Annotated in this window: 14 protein-coding genes; 10 read left to right on the forward strand and 4 right to left on the reverse strand. The window is 72.1% G+C overall.

Going from position 1 to position 16,539, the window contains the following annotated elements; translation table 11 throughout:
* The first annotated feature begins 92 nt into the window (after window positions 1-92).
* On the forward strand, window positions 93-1,652 hold the full coding sequence (locus ABH931_RS02040; protein ID WP_370109202.1) for a protein kinase: 1,560 nt from the start codon (window positions 93-95) through the stop codon (window positions 1,650-1,652).
* A gap of 44 nt (window positions 1,653-1,696) precedes the next feature.
* Here ABH931_RS02040 and ABH931_RS02045 read toward each other — a convergent pair whose 3' ends face one another.
* Both ABH931_RS02045 and ABH931_RS02050 read right to left on the reverse strand, forming a co-directional pair.
* Window positions 1,697-2,677, reverse strand: coding sequence for a phosphotransferase enzyme family protein (locus tag ABH931_RS02045; RefSeq protein WP_370109204.1), 981 nt, complete (start codon window positions 2,675-2,677; stop codon window positions 1,697-1,699).
* A gap of 123 nt (window positions 2,678-2,800) precedes the next feature.
* Entirely contained in the window at window positions 2,801-3,457 is a 657-nt protein-coding gene (locus ABH931_RS02050) for a response regulator (RefSeq protein WP_370109206.1), read from the reverse strand.
* 250 nt (window positions 3,458-3,707) lie between these two features.
* Between ABH931_RS02050 and pdhA the strand changes: the two genes are divergently transcribed.
* The 6 genes from pdhA to ABH931_RS02080 all read left to right on the forward strand — a co-directional run bounded on the left by pdhA (window position 3,708) and on the right by ABH931_RS02080 (window position 11,189).
* Complete coding sequence (gene pdhA, locus ABH931_RS02055) at window positions 3,708-4,835, forward strand: pyruvate dehydrogenase (acetyl-transferring) E1 component subunit alpha (RefSeq protein WP_370109208.1); 1,128 nt, start codon at window positions 3,708-3,710, stop codon at window positions 4,833-4,835.
* 1 nt (window position 4,836) lies between these two features.
* A complete protein-coding gene (locus ABH931_RS02060; RefSeq protein WP_370109210.1) occupies window positions 4,837-5,820 on the forward strand; it encodes an alpha-ketoacid dehydrogenase subunit beta in 984 nt (327 codons plus the stop codon).
* Window positions 5,821-5,838: 18 nt separating this feature from the next.
* A complete protein-coding gene (locus tag ABH931_RS02065) occupies window positions 5,839-7,254 on the forward strand; it encodes a dihydrolipoamide acetyltransferase family protein (protein ID WP_370109212.1) in 1,416 nt (471 codons plus the stop codon).
* Window positions 7,255-7,344: 90 nt separating this feature from the next.
* Window positions 7,345-8,520 carry a M64 family metallopeptidase gene (locus ABH931_RS02070; RefSeq protein WP_370109214.1) on the forward strand — a complete coding sequence of 392 codons (1,176 nt, stop codon included), beginning with the start codon at window positions 7,345-7,347 and terminating at the stop codon, window positions 8,518-8,520.
* Window positions 8,521-8,590: 70 nt separating this feature from the next.
* Complete coding sequence (locus ABH931_RS02075; RefSeq protein WP_370109216.1) at window positions 8,591-9,655, forward strand: serine protease; 1,065 nt, start codon at window positions 8,591-8,593, stop codon at window positions 9,653-9,655.
* Window positions 9,656-9,767: 112 nt separating this feature from the next.
* Complete coding sequence (locus tag ABH931_RS02080) at window positions 9,768-11,189, forward strand: nitrate/nitrite transporter (RefSeq protein ID WP_370109218.1); 1,422 nt, start codon at window positions 9,768-9,770, stop codon at window positions 11,187-11,189.
* 69 nt (window positions 11,190-11,258) lie between these two features.
* On the opposite strand, the gene ABH931_RS02085 is transcribed toward ABH931_RS02080, so the two are convergent.
* A complete protein-coding gene (locus ABH931_RS02085) occupies window positions 11,259-12,089 on the reverse strand; it encodes a maleylpyruvate isomerase family mycothiol-dependent enzyme (RefSeq protein ID WP_370109220.1) in 831 nt (276 codons plus the stop codon).
* Window positions 12,090-12,208: 119 nt separating this feature from the next.
* Between ABH931_RS02085 and ABH931_RS02090 the strand changes: the two genes are divergently transcribed.
* Complete coding sequence (locus ABH931_RS02090; RefSeq protein WP_370109222.1) at window positions 12,209-13,009, forward strand: carbon-nitrogen family hydrolase; 801 nt, start codon at window positions 12,209-12,211, stop codon at window positions 13,007-13,009.
* 149 nt (window positions 13,010-13,158) lie between these two features.
* On the forward strand, window positions 13,159-14,454 hold the full coding sequence (locus ABH931_RS02095) for an MFS transporter (protein WP_370109224.1): 1,296 nt from the start codon (window positions 13,159-13,161) through the stop codon (window positions 14,452-14,454).
* Here the strand turns inward: ABH931_RS02095 and ABH931_RS02100 are convergent.
* Entirely contained in the window at window positions 14,442-15,389 is a 948-nt protein-coding gene (locus tag ABH931_RS02100; protein WP_370109226.1) for a LysR family transcriptional regulator, read from the reverse strand. The genes ABH931_RS02095 and ABH931_RS02100 overlap by 13 nt on opposite strands.
* A gap of 70 nt (window positions 15,390-15,459) precedes the next feature.
* Between ABH931_RS02100 and ABH931_RS02105 the strand changes: the two genes are divergently transcribed.
* Window positions 15,460-16,539 (forward strand): TDT family transporter, encoded by a 1,080-nt coding sequence (locus ABH931_RS02105; protein WP_370109228.1) that lies wholly within the window; start codon window positions 15,460-15,462, stop codon window positions 16,537-16,539.

The raw sequence follows: 16,539 nt of genomic DNA on the forward strand, positions 1-16,539 counted from the left end.
CAGCCACCCGCGGACGTCGCGGACGGTGGCGGTGCGGCGCGGGACGGCGCGGCACACAGAACGCGGAACGCGCGCAACGATGGCGGAGAACGATGGCAGACACGCAGCACCCGCGGGACGAGGACGGCCGGGACGGCCAGGAGCCCCGACCCGAGGCTGAGGGTGCCAGGCCGCAGGGCGCGGACGCGGAGTCCTTCGTGACCACCAGCGGCCTCAGCGTCGTCGGCGAGGGCCGGTACAAGCTGACCAGCCGGCTCGGCCGCGGCGGCATGGCGGAGGTCTTCGCCGCGATGGACCAGCGGCTCGGCCGCACCGTCGCGATCAAGGTGCTGCGCCCCGAGCTCGCCGAGGACTCCATCGCGCGCACCCGGTTCACCCGCGAGGCCCACTCCGTCGCCTCGCTCAACCACCACGCCGTCGTCGCGGTCTACGACACCGGCGAGGAGGCGCAGGGGGCGGAGACCGTCCCGTACATCGTGATGGAGCTGGTCGAGGGCCATACGGTCCGCGAGCTGCTGCAGAGCCAGGAGCCGCCGCCGGTCGACCAGGCGCTGATCATCACCGCCGGGGTGCTGGAGGCGCTCGCCTACAGCCACAAGCACGGCATCGTGCACCGCGACATCAAGCCCGCGAACGTGATCATCACGAACAGCGGCGCGGTCAAGGTGATGGACTTCGGCATCGCCCGCGCGCTGACCGGCGTCACCTCGACGATGACGCAGACCGGCATGGTCATGGGCACCCCCCAGTACCTCTCGCCCGAGCAGGCGCTCGGCAAGGCGGTCGACCACCGCTCCGACCTGTACGCCACCGGCTGCATGCTCTACGAACTGCTGACGCTGCGCCCGCCGTTCACCGGCGACACCCCGCTGTCGGTGGTCTACCAGCACGTCCAGGATCCGCCGATGCCGCCGTCGCAGGCGAACCCGCGCGTGCCGGCGTCGCTGGACGCGCTGGTGCTGCGGGCGCTGGCCAAGGACCCCGACGACCGCTTCCAGTCCTCCGACGAGTTCCGCGCCCACGTCCAGCACGCGCTCCGGCAGATGCACGGCGCGGCGGCCGACCCCACCCAGGTCCTCGGCCCGGTCCCGCCGGTCGTCTCCCCGACAGCCCCCACCACCCTCCTCCCGCCCGCGGCCGCCGCCGGCCAGAACGCTCCCACGACGGTCATGGGCGCGGTCACCCCGCCGCCTCCGTCGGCGAAGCCGCCGGTCTATGACGACCAGTACGACGACGAGGGCGAGGGCGGCGGCCGCCGCGGGCTCTTCGCGGTCATCGCCGTCCTGGTGGTGATCGCCGCGATCGGCATCGGCGTCGCGCTGGCCATGAACGGCAGTGGTGGCGGGGGCGGCGGTGCGCCCTCCCAGAGCCCGTCCGTGACGCAGTCGACCACCCCGACGCAGGAGTCGACGCCGACCCAGGAGTCGACGCCGACGCAGACCACGCCGTCCTACAGCCCCACGCCGACGCCGACTCCGACGCCGACCCCCACGCCGACGCCGACCCCGACGCCGACCCCCACGCCCACCCCGACTCCGACGCCCACCCCGACGCCCACCCCGACCCCGTCGGACTCCAGCTCCCCCTCGGCCGGCAGTTCGTCCGCGGCGGGCGGAGGCAGCGGCACGGGCACCCCGAAGCCGGCCGCGTAGCGGCGCCGGACCGCACCGCTGCCCGGGGCCCGCGACCGGCGGGCCTAGTTGGTGTACGCGTCCAGGACCTGCTGGTACTCCTCGCACCACCAGACGATCTGGGCCGCCGCCGCGGGGAACAGTTCCGTCGCGCGGTCGTCCCGGCGGGCGTAGCGCCAGCGGAGCATCCAGAAGTCGTTGAGGCGTTCCCACCAGACCCGGTGGACCGCTGCGGCTATGTGGTCCGCGGTGTGGCCGGAGGCGTCCCGGTACGCGCGGGCGTAGGCGCGGACCCGGGACAGGTCCAGGACGCCGGAGTGCGGGTCGGCGAAGAACTGCGTCGCCGCGCGGACCGCCTCCTCGGTGACGGGTTTGACGCCGAGCCGGTCCCAGTCCAGGACCGCCGCCACCCGTTCCCCCCGGTACAGGAGATTGAGCGGGTGGAAGTCCCCGTGCACCCACCCGGCCGGTGGCGCGCTCCGCGCCCGGGGGCGGCGGGAGGCGTAGCCGTCGAGGAGGACCAGGCGTTCGCGCAGGCGCTGCTCCGCCAGGGCGTCGAAGGGCTCGCGCGGCGAGAAGGCGCGGGCCGCGCCGAGGAGGGAGGTGATGGTGATCCGGGTCTGCTCCGGGTCCGCCGTCGGCCAGCGGCCGGGGTCCAGGACGGGGGGCTGGACGCGTCGCAGCTCCGCGTGGATCCGGCCGAGCATCGTGCCGAGCTCCGCCGCCGCCCGCGGCGAGAGGGGACCGGGCGGGGTGCCGTCCACGAAGGGGAAGAGCGCGTAGCGGCGGCCGCGTTGCAGGACGAGCGTGCGGCCGTCGTCCGCCGCCACCGGCGGGACCGTCGGGAGGCCTGCGGCCGCCAGCGCGGCGATCGTGGCGTGCTGGGCGGCGATCGCGCCGCTGGAGGAGTGGCCCGCGTCGTCGAGGTACTGCTTGAGCACCCAGCGGCTGCCGTCCGCCGCGCCCACCCGCCAGACGCGGTTCAGCAGGCCGTGCTCGGTGCGTGCCACCGTCACCGGCTCGTCGATGCCGAAGCGTGCAAGCACCGCGTCGAGCCGCGCCGAAACGGCCGATAAACGACTTGTCAGCTGGAGTGTTTGACTCTGCGTCACGCGGCAGATGCTACTGCTGGGGTGGGAGCGACAGCCCGTGCTGATCTTCTGTGACCGTTAACCCTCCGTCGCGTGCATCTTCGCGACATACGCGGCGGCCTGGGTGCGCCGTTCCATGCCCAGTTTTGCCAGCAGGCTGGAGACGTAGTTCTTGACCGTCTTCTCGGCCAGGTGCAGCTCCGCGCCGATCTGCCGGTTGGTCATCCCCTCGCCGATCAGGTCGAGGATCTTGCGCTCCTGCTTGGTCAAGCCGGACAGCCGCTCGTCCTCCTTCTGGCCGCCGTCGCGCAGCCGCGCGAGGACGCGGGCGGTGGCCACCGGGTCGAGCAGTGACTTGCCCCCCGCGACGTCGCGGACGGCGGAGAGCAGGTCGGTGCCGCGGATCGCCTTGAGCACGTACCCGCTCGCTCCGGCCATGATCGCGTCGAAGAGCGCCTCGTCGTCCGGGAAGGAGGTGAGCATGAGGCACTTGACCTCGGGCAGTTGCGAGCGGATCTCCCGGCAGACCTCGACGCCGCTGCCGTCGGGCAGCCGGACGTCCAGCACGGCCACGTCCGGACGGGTGGCGGGGATGCGGACCAGTGCCTCCGCGGCGGTGCCGGCCTCGCCGACGACGTCGATGTCGGACTCCAGCGAGAGCAGCTCGTGGACGCCACGGCGTACCACTTCGTGGTCATCGAGGAGGAAGACCCTGATTTGTCCGGATTCGCTCATGGTCACAGCCTCGCATACAGGGCACGAAGACGCCGGATACGGGGTGTGTTTTGCCCCGGTTTGGGGGCGAGCATGGTAGTTGGACGTCCTAGGACAGAAGAAATTGGGTCTTCCCCTGGGTAACGTTCTCGAAGAGGATCAGGGCACACCTATCCGCCGATCCGAAGTCGTCGCCCACCCGAAGCGAGGACGCACGGAGCAGGCGACCGGACCGGTTGCCGGCAACCCCGGAGGCCGGAGATACCGAGGAGTGAACGTGACCGTCGAGAGCCCGGCGGGGACGGCGACCGCTGCCGTCCCGGAGCTGGTGCAGCTGCTCACCCCCGAAGGGGAGCGAGTGGAGCACCCGCGCTTTTCCCTGGAGACAACTCCGGAAGAGCTGCGCTCCATCTATCGAGACCTGGTCCTGGTACGCCGCTTCGACGGCGAGGCCACCGCGCTTCAACGTCAGGGCGAGCTGGGCCTCTGGGCCTCTCTGCTGGGACAGGAGGCGGCGCAGGTCGGTTCCGGCCGTGCGCAGCGCCCGGGCGACTGGGCCTTCCCGACCTACCGTGAGCACGGCGTCGCCTGGTGCAAGGGCGTCGACCCGCTGAACCTGCTCGGCATGTTCCGCGGCGTGAACCACGGCGGCTGGGACCCGTACGAGAAGAACTTCAACCTCTACACCATCGTCATCGGCTCGCAGACGCTGCACGCGACCGGCTACGCGATGGGTATCACCAAGGACGGCACCGACGACGCCGTGGTCGCCTACTTCGGCGACGGCGCGTCCAGCCAGGGCGATGTCAGCGAGGCCTTCACCTTCGCCTCGGTCTACAACGCCCCCGTGGTCTTCTTCTGCCAGAACAACCAGTGGGCCATCTCCGAGCCCACCGAGCGGCAGACCCGCGTCCCGCTCTACCAGCGCGCTGCCGGCTTCGGCTTCCCCGGCGTCCGGGTGGACGGCAACGACGTGCTCGCCTGCCTGGCGGTCACCCGCTGGGCGCTCGAGCGCGCCCGCGCCGGCGAGGGCCCGACGCTGATCGAGGCCTTCACCTACCGCATGGGCGCCCACACCACCTCCGACGACCCGACCCGCTACCGGATCGCGGACGAGTTGGAGGAGTGGAAGCTCAAGGACCCGATCGAGCGCGTCAAGGCCTACCTGGTCCGTGAGGACTGGGCGGACCAGGAGTTCTTCGACGCCGTGGACGCCGAGAGCGAGCAGCTGGCCCGCCGGGTGCGCGAGGGTGTCCGCAACATGCCCGACCCGGACCCGAGCTCGATCTTCGAGAACGTCTACGCCGAGGGGCACGCGCTGGTGGACGAGGAGCGCGCGGAGTACGTGGCATACGCGGCGTCGTTCGACGGCTCCGAAGAGGTTGGGGAGGGCCGCTGACATGGCTGCCGAGAACTACTCGATGGTGAAGGCCCTCAACGAGGCGCTGCGGCGCTCGCTGGAGGCCGACCCGAAGACCCTCGTCATGGGCGAGGACGTCGGCCGTCTGGGTGGCGTCTTCCGCGTCACCGACGGACTGCACAAGGACTTCGGCGACGCCCGGGTCATCGACACCCCGCTGGCCGAGTCCGGGATCATGGGCACCGCGATCGGCCTGGCCCTGCGCGGCTACCGCCCGGTCGTGGAGATCCAGTTCGACGGCTTCGTCTACCCGGCCTTCGACCAGATCGTCACCCAGCTGGCCAAGATGCACGCCCGTTCGCTCGGTCACGTGAAGCTGCCGATCACCGTGCGTATCCCGTTCGGCGGCGGCATCGGCGCCGTCGAGCACCACAGCGAGTCGCACGAGGCGTACTTCGCCCACACGGCCGGCCTCAAGGTCGTCTCCCCGTCGAACCCGGCGGACGCGCACTGGATGCTGCGCCAGGCGATCGCCTCGGACGACCCGGTGATCTTCCTGGAGCCCAAGCGCCGCTACTGGGACAAGGGCGTCGTGGACCCGCTGGGCGAGGCCCCGACCCCCCTGCACGCGGCCCGCGTCGCGCGTCCGGGCCGGGACCTGACCCTGATCGCCTACGGCCCGATGGTCAAGGTCTGCCTGGAGGCGGCCGAGGCCGCCGCCGAGGACGGCCGCCAGATCGAGGTCGTCGACCTGCGCTCGCTCTCCCCGGTGGACTTCGACGCCCTGGAGGCCTCGGTCAAGCGCACCGGCCGCGCCGTGGTCGTGCACGAGGCGCCGGTCTTCATGGGCATGGGCGCCGAGCTCGCCGCCCGGATCACCGAGCGCTGCTTCTACTCCCTGGAGGCCCCCGTGCTCCGGGTCGGCGGCTACTTCGCCCCGTACCCGCCGAGCCGGGTGGAGGAGACGTACCTGCCGGACCTCGACCGGGTGCTCGACGCCGTCGACCGCGCCCTCGCCTACTGACGGGGGTTGGAGAGCACCATGAGCACCACTGTTTCCAGCAACGTCCGCCAGTTCAAGATGCCGGACGTCGGCGAGGGCCTCACCGAGGCCGAGATCCTCAAGTGGTTCGTCCAGCCGGGTGACACCGTCACTGACGGCCAGGTCGTCTGCGAGGTGGAGACCGCCAAGGCCGCCGTCGAGCTGCCGATCCCCTTCGACGGGGTGGTGCAGGAGCTGTTCTTCCCCGAGGGCACGACGGTCGACGTCGGCACGGCGATCATCTCCGTCGCGGTCGCGGGCGGTGCCCCGGCCGAGGCCGTCGCGGCCCCGGCCGACGACGAGGAGCCGGAGCCGGAGCGCCGCGAGGTGCTGGTCGGCTACGGCCCGCGCTCGGGCTCGTCCCGCCGCCGCGCCCGCAAGCCCTCCGCCGCGTCGGCGCCGACCGTCGTACAGACGGTGGGCGAGGCGGTCTACACCGCCCCGGCCGCAGCGCCAGTGGCTCCGGCGCCGGTCGCCCCGGCGGCGGTTCCGGCCGCTCCGGTGTCCGGTGACCGCCCGCTGGCCAAGCCGCCGGTGCGGAAGCTGGCCAAGGACCTCGGTGTCGACCTCACGGCCGTCACCCCGACAGGTCCGCACGGCACGGTCAGCCGCGAGGACGTGCACGCGCACCTCGCCGCGGCCTCCGCGCCGGCGCCGGTCGCCGCCGCAGCGTCCGCCGCGCCCGCCGTGGCCGCGCCGGTCGCGTCCGCGCAGGGTGACGTCCGGGTCCCGATCAAGGGTGTCCGCAAGGCGACGGCGGCGGCCATGGTCGCCTCCGCGTTCACGGCCCCGCACGTGACGGAGTGGGTCCAGGTGGACGTCACCCGCACGATGAAGCTGGTCCGCAAGCTGAAGGAGACCGGCGAGCTGGGCGCGGGCGTCCGCGTCAGCCCGCTGCTCCTGGTCGCCAAGGCGCTGCTGATCGCGATGAAGCGCCACCCGGAGATCAACGCGAGCTGGGACGAGGGGGCGCAGGAGATCGTGCTCAAGCGCGCGATCAACCTGGGCATCGCCGCGGCTACGCCGCGTGGCCTGATCGTCCCGAACATCAAGGATGCGGGCAGCATGCCGCTGCCCGAGCTGGCCCAGGCCCTGACCGGCCTGATCGAGGTGGCCCGCGAGGGCAAGACCTCGCCGGCCGCGATGCAGGGCGGCACGGTCACCATCACCAACGTCGGCGTCTTCGGCGTCGACTCGGGCACCCCGATCCTGAACCCGGGCGAGGCCGCGATCCTCGCCTTCGGCCAGGTCCGGGAGCTCCCGTGGGTGCACAAGGGCCGGGTCGTCCCGCGCCTGGTGACCACGCTGGCGCTCTCGTTCGACCACCGCATGGTCGACGGCGAGCTCGGCTCCAAGGTCCTGGCGGACACCGCCGCGATCCTGGAGGACCCGAAGAAGCTCATCAGCTGGCAGTAGCCGGATGACCCCGGGGGCGCGAGAGGGAACCTCGCGCCCCTAATGGGGTAACTCTGCGTACGTGAAGTGACCGCGCTCGTTCTCGAATGAGTGAAGCTTCCTGCTGCGTTCCTGCTGCTGTTCACACTCCTGTTCGGCGCGACCCCCGTCGCCCCCGCCTTCGCCGACCCGGCGCAGGCGCGCGTCCTCGACACCGCGGACCTCGTCGAGAACGGCCCCGCCGCCGACCGCATCACCGTCGTCCTGATCGGGGACGGCTACACCGCCGACGACCTCCCGCGCTTCCGCGCGCAGGCGGAGGCGACCTGGCGGGCCATCAGCTCCGTCGAGCCGTTCCGCACCTACGCCCGGTTCTTCGACGTGAAGCGCGTCGACCTGGTCTCCCCCCACTCCGGCATCGGTGACGGTTCACCGCTCGGCATGCACTTCGACTGTGCCGGCACCCCGCGCCTGCTCTGCGCCGACGACGGGGACGTCTCCCACTGGGTCGGCCCGGCCGTCGGGCCCCGGTACGTGATCGCGCTGGCCGACTCCACCCAGTACGGCGGCGCGGGCGGACCCGGCGTCACCACGCTGTCCGCGGGGTCCGCGGACGCGGACCGCATCATCGAGCACGAGATGGGCCACACCGTCGGCGGCCTCGGCGACGAGTACGACGCCGCACCCGCCGACGACAGCTTCCCCAACCTGTCCGCCCAGGACGCCGACGCGATGACCGCCGCTCATGCGAAGTGGTGGCGCTGGCTCGGTGCCGCCGATCCCACCGGCGGCGTGGTCGGGGCGTACCGGAGCGGGAACGGGCTGTACCGGCCCACGCGGGACTCGATCATGCGGACCCTCGGCGGCGTCTACAACCTGCCCTCGCGGGAGGCGATCGTCGAGTCGCTCTACCGGCAGCTGCGACCGGTCGACTGCGCCGATCCGGCCCCGCAGCTCGGGCCGGTGACGCCGGGACGGGTGCTGCGGGTCGTCCCGCTGCCGCTCGCGGACGGCCGCCGAATGACCGTCAGCTGGACGGTCGGGGACCGTCCGGCGCCCGTCGGAGCCCTGCGTGACGGAGGGCTCGCCCTGGACACGGGCGCGCTGGGGCTGGGGCCGGACAGCAGGCTCCCGGTGCGGGCGGTCGTCACCGACGGGACCCCGTGGGTACGGGACGAGATGTTCCGTCAGGCCCGGATGCGGGGGCAGGTGGAGTGGGCCGTCGGCCGGTTTGCCCCGGGTTCGCAGGAAACTCCCAGGTCACGTCCTGCTAACGGGCGATGGTGACCCGAGAGTTGCTCGGGTAGTCATATGAGAGTGTGTAAGGACAAACGTACAGAGGGTGGGGAGTCGCACAGTGGGTGAGCGCAGGCGCCGCCGCGGTCGTGGGATCAAGGCAGGGCTCGCGGGTCTGCTGGCCGTCGGTGTGCTGGGGGCCGTCTTCGCGCCCTCGGCCCTGGCCGAGATCAGTGGAACGGTGACGCAGCCCCTCGCGGGCGCTTCCGCCTCGGCCGCAGCCTCGCTGAAACCGAGCACTCCCGGTCAGGGCTCGATGGCCACCGCGCCGAAGGTGGTGGCGACCACCACCACGACGTGGAACGCGGCCGCCGCCGCCACGTTCTGGACTCCGGCGAAGCTCGCCGCAGCCGCCCCGGTCGACGCGCCCAAGCCGGCGACGACGACCTCCTCGGGCCTGAGCGCGCACTCGATGCTCGGAGCCCGGCTGAGCACGCCGAGCTCCATCGCCCGCTCGACCCATTTCGCGGGCGCGTCGAGCACCGGCGTGATCTTCTACGCGTCGAAGGACATGACGACGCACTACTGCACGGCCAGCGTCGTGGACAGCCACTACGGCAACCTGATCATCATGGCCGCGCACTGCAACCCGGGCAGCTGGATGGCCTACGTGCCGAAGTACCAGCACGGCCTCTCCGCGGCCCGGCAGCCCTACGGGATCTGGGCCGTGACCAAGGTCTTCAAGGACTCGCACTACACCGGCGGCTCGGGTGCCGGCAGCGACTACGACTACGCGTTCGCGCAGGTGGCCAAGAACAGCAAGGGCCAGAGCGTCCAGAGCGTGACCGGCGGCAACTGGCTCAGCCACACCTCGAGCTACAGCAACTACGTCACCGCGCTCGGCTACCCGAAGATCACCGCCGACTCCGCGGACCAGGCCATCCGCTGCCACCCGAACTACGCGACGCAGAAGCTGCCGGGCTTCCGGCAGATGGTGCTGTACTGCACCGGCTTCTACGGCGGCACCTCGGGCGGACCGTGGCTGCTCGGCTTCAACGGCAACACGGGCTATCTGATCGGCCTCACCGGCGGCTACCAGGACGGTGGTCCCAACAGCTGGATCAGCTACAGCCCGATCTTCGACTCCCGGATCTTCACGCTGTTCCAGTACGCCGAGTACCACTGACCCGGTACCGCTGACCCGGTACCGCTGACCCGGTACCACTGACCTTGATCGTTCGCCCACGGTCCGGACGGGGGCGGGGTTGATTCGTCCTACCAATTAGGATGACGCCACGATGTCTGTCGACCCCGCCACCAGCGCGTCCTCCGAGCCCGTCATCGCCCCAGCTCCCGCGCGGCGGGAGCCGCCGGGCGGCCGTGGCGCGTGGACGGCCTGGGGCATCGGCGTCACCGTCTACGTCCTCGCGGTCGTCCACCGCACCAGCCTCGGCGTGGCCGGGATGGACGCGGCGGCGCGGTTCGGGATCAACGCGTCCGCGCTGTCGACCTTCTCCATCCTCCAGGTCCTGGTCTACGCCGGGATGCAGGTGCCCGTCGGCGTCCTCGTCGACCGCCACGGCCCGCGCCGGATCCTCAGCGCGGGCCTCGTGCTGCTCACCGTCGGACAGCTCGGCTTCGCGCTCGCGACCTCCTTCACCCCCGCGCTGCTCGCGCGCGGCGTACTGGGGTGCGGGGACGCGATGACCTTCGTCAGCGTCCTGCGGATCGGCGCCCGCTGGTTCCCGCTGTTCCGCAACCCCTTCATCGCCCAGCTGACCGGCCTGGTGGGTACGGTCGGGAACCTCGTCTCCACGATGGTGCTGGCCCAGGTGCTGCACAGCGCCGGCTGGACGGCGACCTTCGGGACGACCGCGCTGTTGGGCTTCGGTGTGCTGGCGCTGGTGGTCCTGGTTCTGCGGGAGACCCCGGACAGCGCCGCGCGGGAGCCGCTCCTGGTCCGGCGCGGCGCACGCGTCCCGGACGCGCCCGTGTCCGTGTCCGCGCCCGCGTCGGGCCGCGGCTCCGGCTCTCTGCTCGACCAGCTCCGTGGCGCCTGGCGCGAGCCCGGCACCCGGCTCGGCATGTGGGTCCACTTCACCACCGCCTTCCCCGCGTCCAGCTTCCTGCTGCTGTGGGGGATGCCGTTCCTCGTCTCCGGCCAGCACCTCTCCCGCGCCGTCGCGGGCGCACTGCTCAGCCTGGTCATCGTCGCGAGCATGGGCTTCGCGATGCTGTTCGGACAGGTGATGTCCCGGCGGCCGGGCTGGCGCACGCCGACGGTCTTCGGCGTGGTGCTGGGCACCGGCGCGACGTGGGGCGCGGTGCTGGCCTGGCCGCAGCCCGGTCACGTCCCGATGTGGCTGCTGCTGGTCCTCGCCGTCGTCTTGGGCAGCAACGGCCCGGCCTCCCTCATCGGCCTCGACTACGCCCGCCCGGTCAACCCGCCGGAGCGGATCGGGACCGCGTCGGGCATCGTCAACATGGGCGGCTTCATCGCCGCGGTCCTGGCCCTCTTCCTGATCGGCCTCGTCCTGGACCTGAAGACCCCGGGTGGCGGCACCGACTACACGGCGGGCGGCTTCCGCGCCGCGTTCGCGACGCTCTACCTGCCGATGGTGCTGGGCCTGGCCCAGATCCTCCGCCTCCGCCGCCGCGCCCTCACCCGCGAACGCGAGATCATCGGCGCGACGGTGCCGAAGGCTCGGGCAGCGGGATAGGCACGACCTGTCGTTGCACGACCCGGAGGCCGGGGCCGGAGCCCCGCGCCCCTCAGGGCGCTACGCGCCTCAGGGTGTGACGGCGAAGTTGTCCAGGATGCGGGCGGCGAGCTCCTCGTCGCCCTCGGCCTTCACGCCGGCCGCCGGCGCGGTGAGCCGGCCGCAGGCCATGCGGGCGAAGGTCTCCCAGTCCGTGGTGATCCGCACCGACGGGGCCAGCAGGACCTCGCCGTCCACCCGGCCGCGGCCGTCCGCGTCCACGTGGACGCTCCGCATGAACTCCAGCTCTCCGTGGATGTCGAAGACCGCCGTGGAGCCCGCCGGGGCGCCCGCGAGCTTCGCCACGGCGCGGGGCAGCATCTCGATCAGGTAGTCGCGGGTGATCACCGCCGCCGCGGTGTCCAGGTTGCCGGGACGGCCGAGCGCGCGCCGGATGTCCTGTTCGTGGGTCCAGACGTCGAAGACGCGGGTGCGCAGGAGCTGGTGGTAGGGCACGTCCCGGCTGTAGGGGCCCATCGGCCAGCGGATCTCGTCCGTCGGTTCGTAGCGGGTGTTGGTCCGCAGCGCGCGACCGCGCCGGATGATCGTGTACTCCAGCTCCGACGCCATCTCCACCGCGGTGTGGCAGCGCCGCTTGTCGACGGGGACCTCGCAGTAGCGGGTGAACTCGTCCACCACGTGCCGCAGATCGCGCGGCAGGGTGTGGATCGGGCGTGGGTCGCCCAGGAGTTCCGACTCCATGGCGATGACGTGCGAGACGACGTCCCGCACGGACCAGCCCGGGCATTCGGTCGGCCGGTTCCACGCCCCCTCGGGGAGCGGAGCGACCAGCTCGGATATGGCCTCGATGGAGTGGGTCCAGGCATCGGCATACGCCTGGACGGTCTGCTTGTCGGTCACGATCACGACCCCTCGGCGGAGCAGCCAACTTCGCTATCGGCACGTTACGCTCCCTGGTGTCCTTAAGGGCAGCGCTTTCCGCTGTTGATCGTAGGGCCCTTGACGAAACGGGTGGTACCGTGCGCGCTTCTCTTGTCCAGATCGATGTCAACGAGAACGAGTCTCCGAACGAACGGCGCGTCCGGATTGCCGAGTTGGTCCGCGCGCAGCGCGGCGTCGCGGACCTGGTGGTGCTGCCGGAGCTGTGGGCGCTCGGCGGCTTCGCGTACGAGTCGTGGGCGGGCGGGGCGGAGACGCTCGAGGGCCCCACGGCCGAGGCGATGTCGGCCGCCGCCAGGGACGCGGGTGTCTGGCTGCACGCGGGCTCGATCGTGGAGCGCGACCCGGAGGGGCCGCTGTGCAACACCTCGCTGTTGTTCGCGCCCGACGGCGAGTTGCACGCCTGGTACCGGAAGATCCACCGCTTCGGCTTCGACAGCGGCGAGGCCGCGCTGATGGCCGCGGGTGAGGAACTGTGCGTGGTGGACACGCCGTTCGGGCGGATGGGGCTGGCCACCTGCTACGACCTGCGCTTCCCCGAGCTGTTCCGGGCGATGCTCGACCAGGGCGCCGAGCTCTTCGTCGTCCCCGCCGCCTGGCCGGCCCGCCGGGCCGAGCACTGGTCCCTGCTGGCCCGCGCCCGCGCGGTCGAGGAGCAGGCCCTGGTCCTCGCGTGCAACAACGCGGGCTCGCACGCGGGCGTGCCGCAGGCGGGGCGCAGCCTGGTGGTGGACCCGTGGGGCACGGTGCTGGGCGAGGCGAACGGCGGCGAGCCGGGCAGCGCGGAGCAGGTGCTGACCGTCGAGTTCGACCCGGAGGTGGTCGCGCGCACCCGCGCGGAGTTCCCGGTCCTGCGTGACCGTCAGAAGTGGTTGCGGTGACCAGAAGGGCCAAAAAGGTCTGTGGCAGGAAGATGTCACTGAGATCCGTGGTGGCAGATCTGGTGACGTTCCTGTAAAGCCGCCATGATGATCCGCGCTCACACTGCATTCTGGTTGGCCAGTGGCCTCTTATGCGGTAAATGTGATGAGTGCCTGACAAAACAGCGTCCACAACGACGCCTCTCCCCTCACAGGCGCGCTCATCGCTGTGGCGCGACAGGAACTTCCTGCTGCTCTGGGGCGGGGACGCGACCAGCGACCTCGGCTCGGCCGTGTCCACGCTGCTGATCCCGCTGATGGCGGTCCAGAACCTGGGTGCGACCACGTTCCAGATCGCCATGCTCGCAGCCGCGCGCCGTCTGCCGGCCATAGTCCTCTCACTGCCGGCCGGAGTCTGGGTGGACCGGTTGCGGAAGCGGTGTCTGATGATCTGGTGTCAGATACTCAGCGCGCTCGCGATGGGCTCGGTGCCGGCGGTCGCCTTCTTCGACCACGTCCGGCTGTGGCAGCTCTACGTCGTGGCCGCCGTCGTCGGCAGTTTCACCGTGTTCTACGGTGTGGCCGACCGCAGTTACCTTCCGTCGGTGCTGTCGCGAGAGCAACTCGTCGACGGCAACGCGAAGATGAACGCGTCCGAGACCGTGTCGGACGCCGCCGGCCCCGCCCTCGGCGCCCTGTTGGCCGGGGTGATCACGGCAGCCAAGGCCGTGACGGTGGACGCGGTCTCCTACGTCGTGGCCGCGCTCACCCTGATGCTCATGCGCTCCCCCGATGCCGCGCCCGCGCCGGACCGGGCCGTGGCGTCGCCTGTCCGCTTCAGTGTGGCCATGACCGAGGGCCTCCGCCTGGCTTGGCGCAACCCGGTGCTGCGCGCGGTCACCTGCTGCACGGCCACCGCGAACCTCGGCATCAGTGCCGTGGTGAGCCTCGAGGTCGTCTACCTCGTGCGCGGACTGCATGCCTCTGGCCCGTGGATCGGCGTGGTGCTCGGCCTGGGTGTCCTCGGCGGCTTTGTCGGGAGCCTGGCGGCCGGTCCGCTGGCCGCCCGCCTCGGCGACGCCCGCGTCATGTGGGTTTCCCTCCTGGCCTGCGCTCCCTTCGCGCTGCTGATGCCGCTGGCCAGCCCCGGCGCCGGGCTCGTCCTCTATTCGCTCGGCTGGGCCGTCTTCAACGCGGGAGGCGCCGTCTACCAGACCGCGCAGATGGCCTACCGGCAGCGAAGTGTGCCTCAGGAACTGCTCGGTCGGGTCAATGCGGGGATCCGCTGGGTGGTCTGGGGCACTGTCCCGCTCGGAGCCCTGTTGGGTGGGACGCTCGGTACCTGGGCGGGACTGCGCACGGCACTCTGGGTGGATGCCGGAATTCTCGCCTGCACGGGGCTGTGGCTGCTCGCCTCCCCGCTGCGCGGGTGGCGGGACATCCCGGTGGAGGGTCAGCCGGGCTGAGCGCCCGCTCGTGTGGCGCGCTTGGCGCGGATGAGGGAGAGCAGCTCCCGGGCCGGGCCCTTCGGCTTCGCGCCCTTGGGCCAGACCGCGCGCAGCGGTCGCTGCAGGTCGAGGCCGCTGACCGGAACGGCCACCAGGCGCCCGGTCGCGAGCTCGTCGGCGACGGCGAGTTCGCTGAGAACGGCGGGGCCCGCGCCGCTGGTCGCGGCCGACTTCAGGGCCGTCGTCGACGCGAGCGTGAGCAGTGGCTCGGTGAGCCCACCCGACGGCGCGAGCGCGGCGTTCAGGACCTCGCGGGTGCCGCTGCCCTGTTCGCGCAGGATCAGCGGTGTCGCGGCCACCTCGTCGGGGGAGACGGGGGCGCGCCGGCGGGCCCAGCGGTGCGTCGGGGCGACGATCAGCAGCAGCCGGTCGTGTGCCACCACCGCTCCGTCCAGCCCGGAGGGGAGCCGGAGGCCCTCGACGAAGCCCAGGTCCGCCTCCCCGTCCAGGACCTGCGCGGCGACCTCGGTGGAGTTGGCGGCGCGGAGTGTCACGGCCGTGCCGGGGAGGGCGGCATGCAGGGCCAGGAGCCAGCCCGGCATCAGGTACTCGGCGACGGTGAGGCTGGCGGAGACCCGCAGACGGGCGTCGCGGCGTTCCCGCAGGGCGGAGATGCCCGCGTCGAGCGCCTGCGCGGCGCCGACGACCTGCGCGGCCCACTCGGCCACCAGGGCGCCCGCCTCGGTGGGCCGCGAGCCGCGCGGGGAGCGCTCCAGCAGGGTGACGCCGATCTGCCGCTCCATCGCGGCGATCCGCGCCGACGCCGCGGGCTGGGTGATTCCCAGCTCCGCCGCGGCCCGGCCGAGGCTGCCGAGACGGACCACGGCGAGCAGCAGCTCCAGCGCGCCCAGCTCGGGGACGTGCGTCGACAGCGGTGCGGGCGTCGCGCTCATAGACGCAGCTTATGTCCCCATCGGGGAGAGGTCCCTACCGACGCCGCTGAGCTGCGGCGATCGTGGAGATATGGCAACCACCGCGCTCACCCGACCGGTCACCCGGCGGATCACCGACCACCCCGTCGTCGAGGCCGCCGGACGCTTCGGCCCGAACTGGTACGCCGCGGTGATGGGCACGGCGATCGTCGCCAACGGCGCGCACGCGCTGCCGGGGCTCTCCGGGGCGCTGGTCGGGTTGGCGGAGGGTTTCTGGGTCCTCGGCTTCACGGGGCTGCTCGCCCTGGTGGGCATCCGGCTGGTGGGCCGGCTGCACCGGGCCCGGGTCCGTCCACTGGACGACCCCTCCGTCGCGGTCTTCCTGGGGTGCCCGCCGATGGCGCTGATGGCCGTCGGCTTCGGCGCGCTGGGCGCGGGCGAGCCGCTGCTCGGGCAGGGGAACGCGGTGGCGCTGGACGCCGTGCTGTGGACCCTGGGGACCGGCTACGGGCTGTGGGCGGCCGGGACGGTCATGTACAAGCTGGCGATGCACTACGAGGTCGCCCGGGGCGACTTCGCGCCCACCTGGCTGCTGCCGGTCGTCGCACCGATGGTCTCCGCCGCGCTCGGACCCGCGCTGATCCCGCACCTGCCCGCCGGGCAGGCGCAGCAGACCGTGCTCTACGGGTGCCTGGCGATGTTCGGGATGAGCCTGGTCGCGGTGCTGATGCTGCTGCCGACCCTGTTCGCCCGGCTCACGCACGACGGCCCGCTGCCGAAGACCCTGGTCCCGACCCTTTTCCTCGTGCTGGGGCCGCTCGGCCAGTCGGTGACGGCGGTGACCCAGTTCGCGGCCCACGGGCCCTCGGTTTTCGGCGGGTTCGCGCTGCTGTACGGGGTGCCGGTCTTCGGCTTCGCGCTCCTGTGGCTGGCGGTCGCCGGCGCGGCGACCGTGCGCGGGCTGCGGCAGGGGATGCCCTTCGCGATGACCTGGTGGGCGTACACCTTCCCGGTGGGCACCTGCGTCACCGGTGCGGCCGGGCTCTACGCCCGCACCGGGCTGGACGTCTTCGCGGTGGCCTCGGTGGCGCTCTTCGTCCTGCTGGTCACCGCATGGGCCGTGGCGGCGCTGCGCACGGCCCGGTGGGTGCCGACCTTCGTACGAGCCTGA

Source organism: Streptacidiphilus sp. MAP12-33 (assembly GCF_041261265.1).
In the GTDB taxonomy this organism is placed as follows: domain Bacteria; phylum Actinomycetota; class Actinomycetes; order Streptomycetales; family Streptomycetaceae; genus Streptacidiphilus.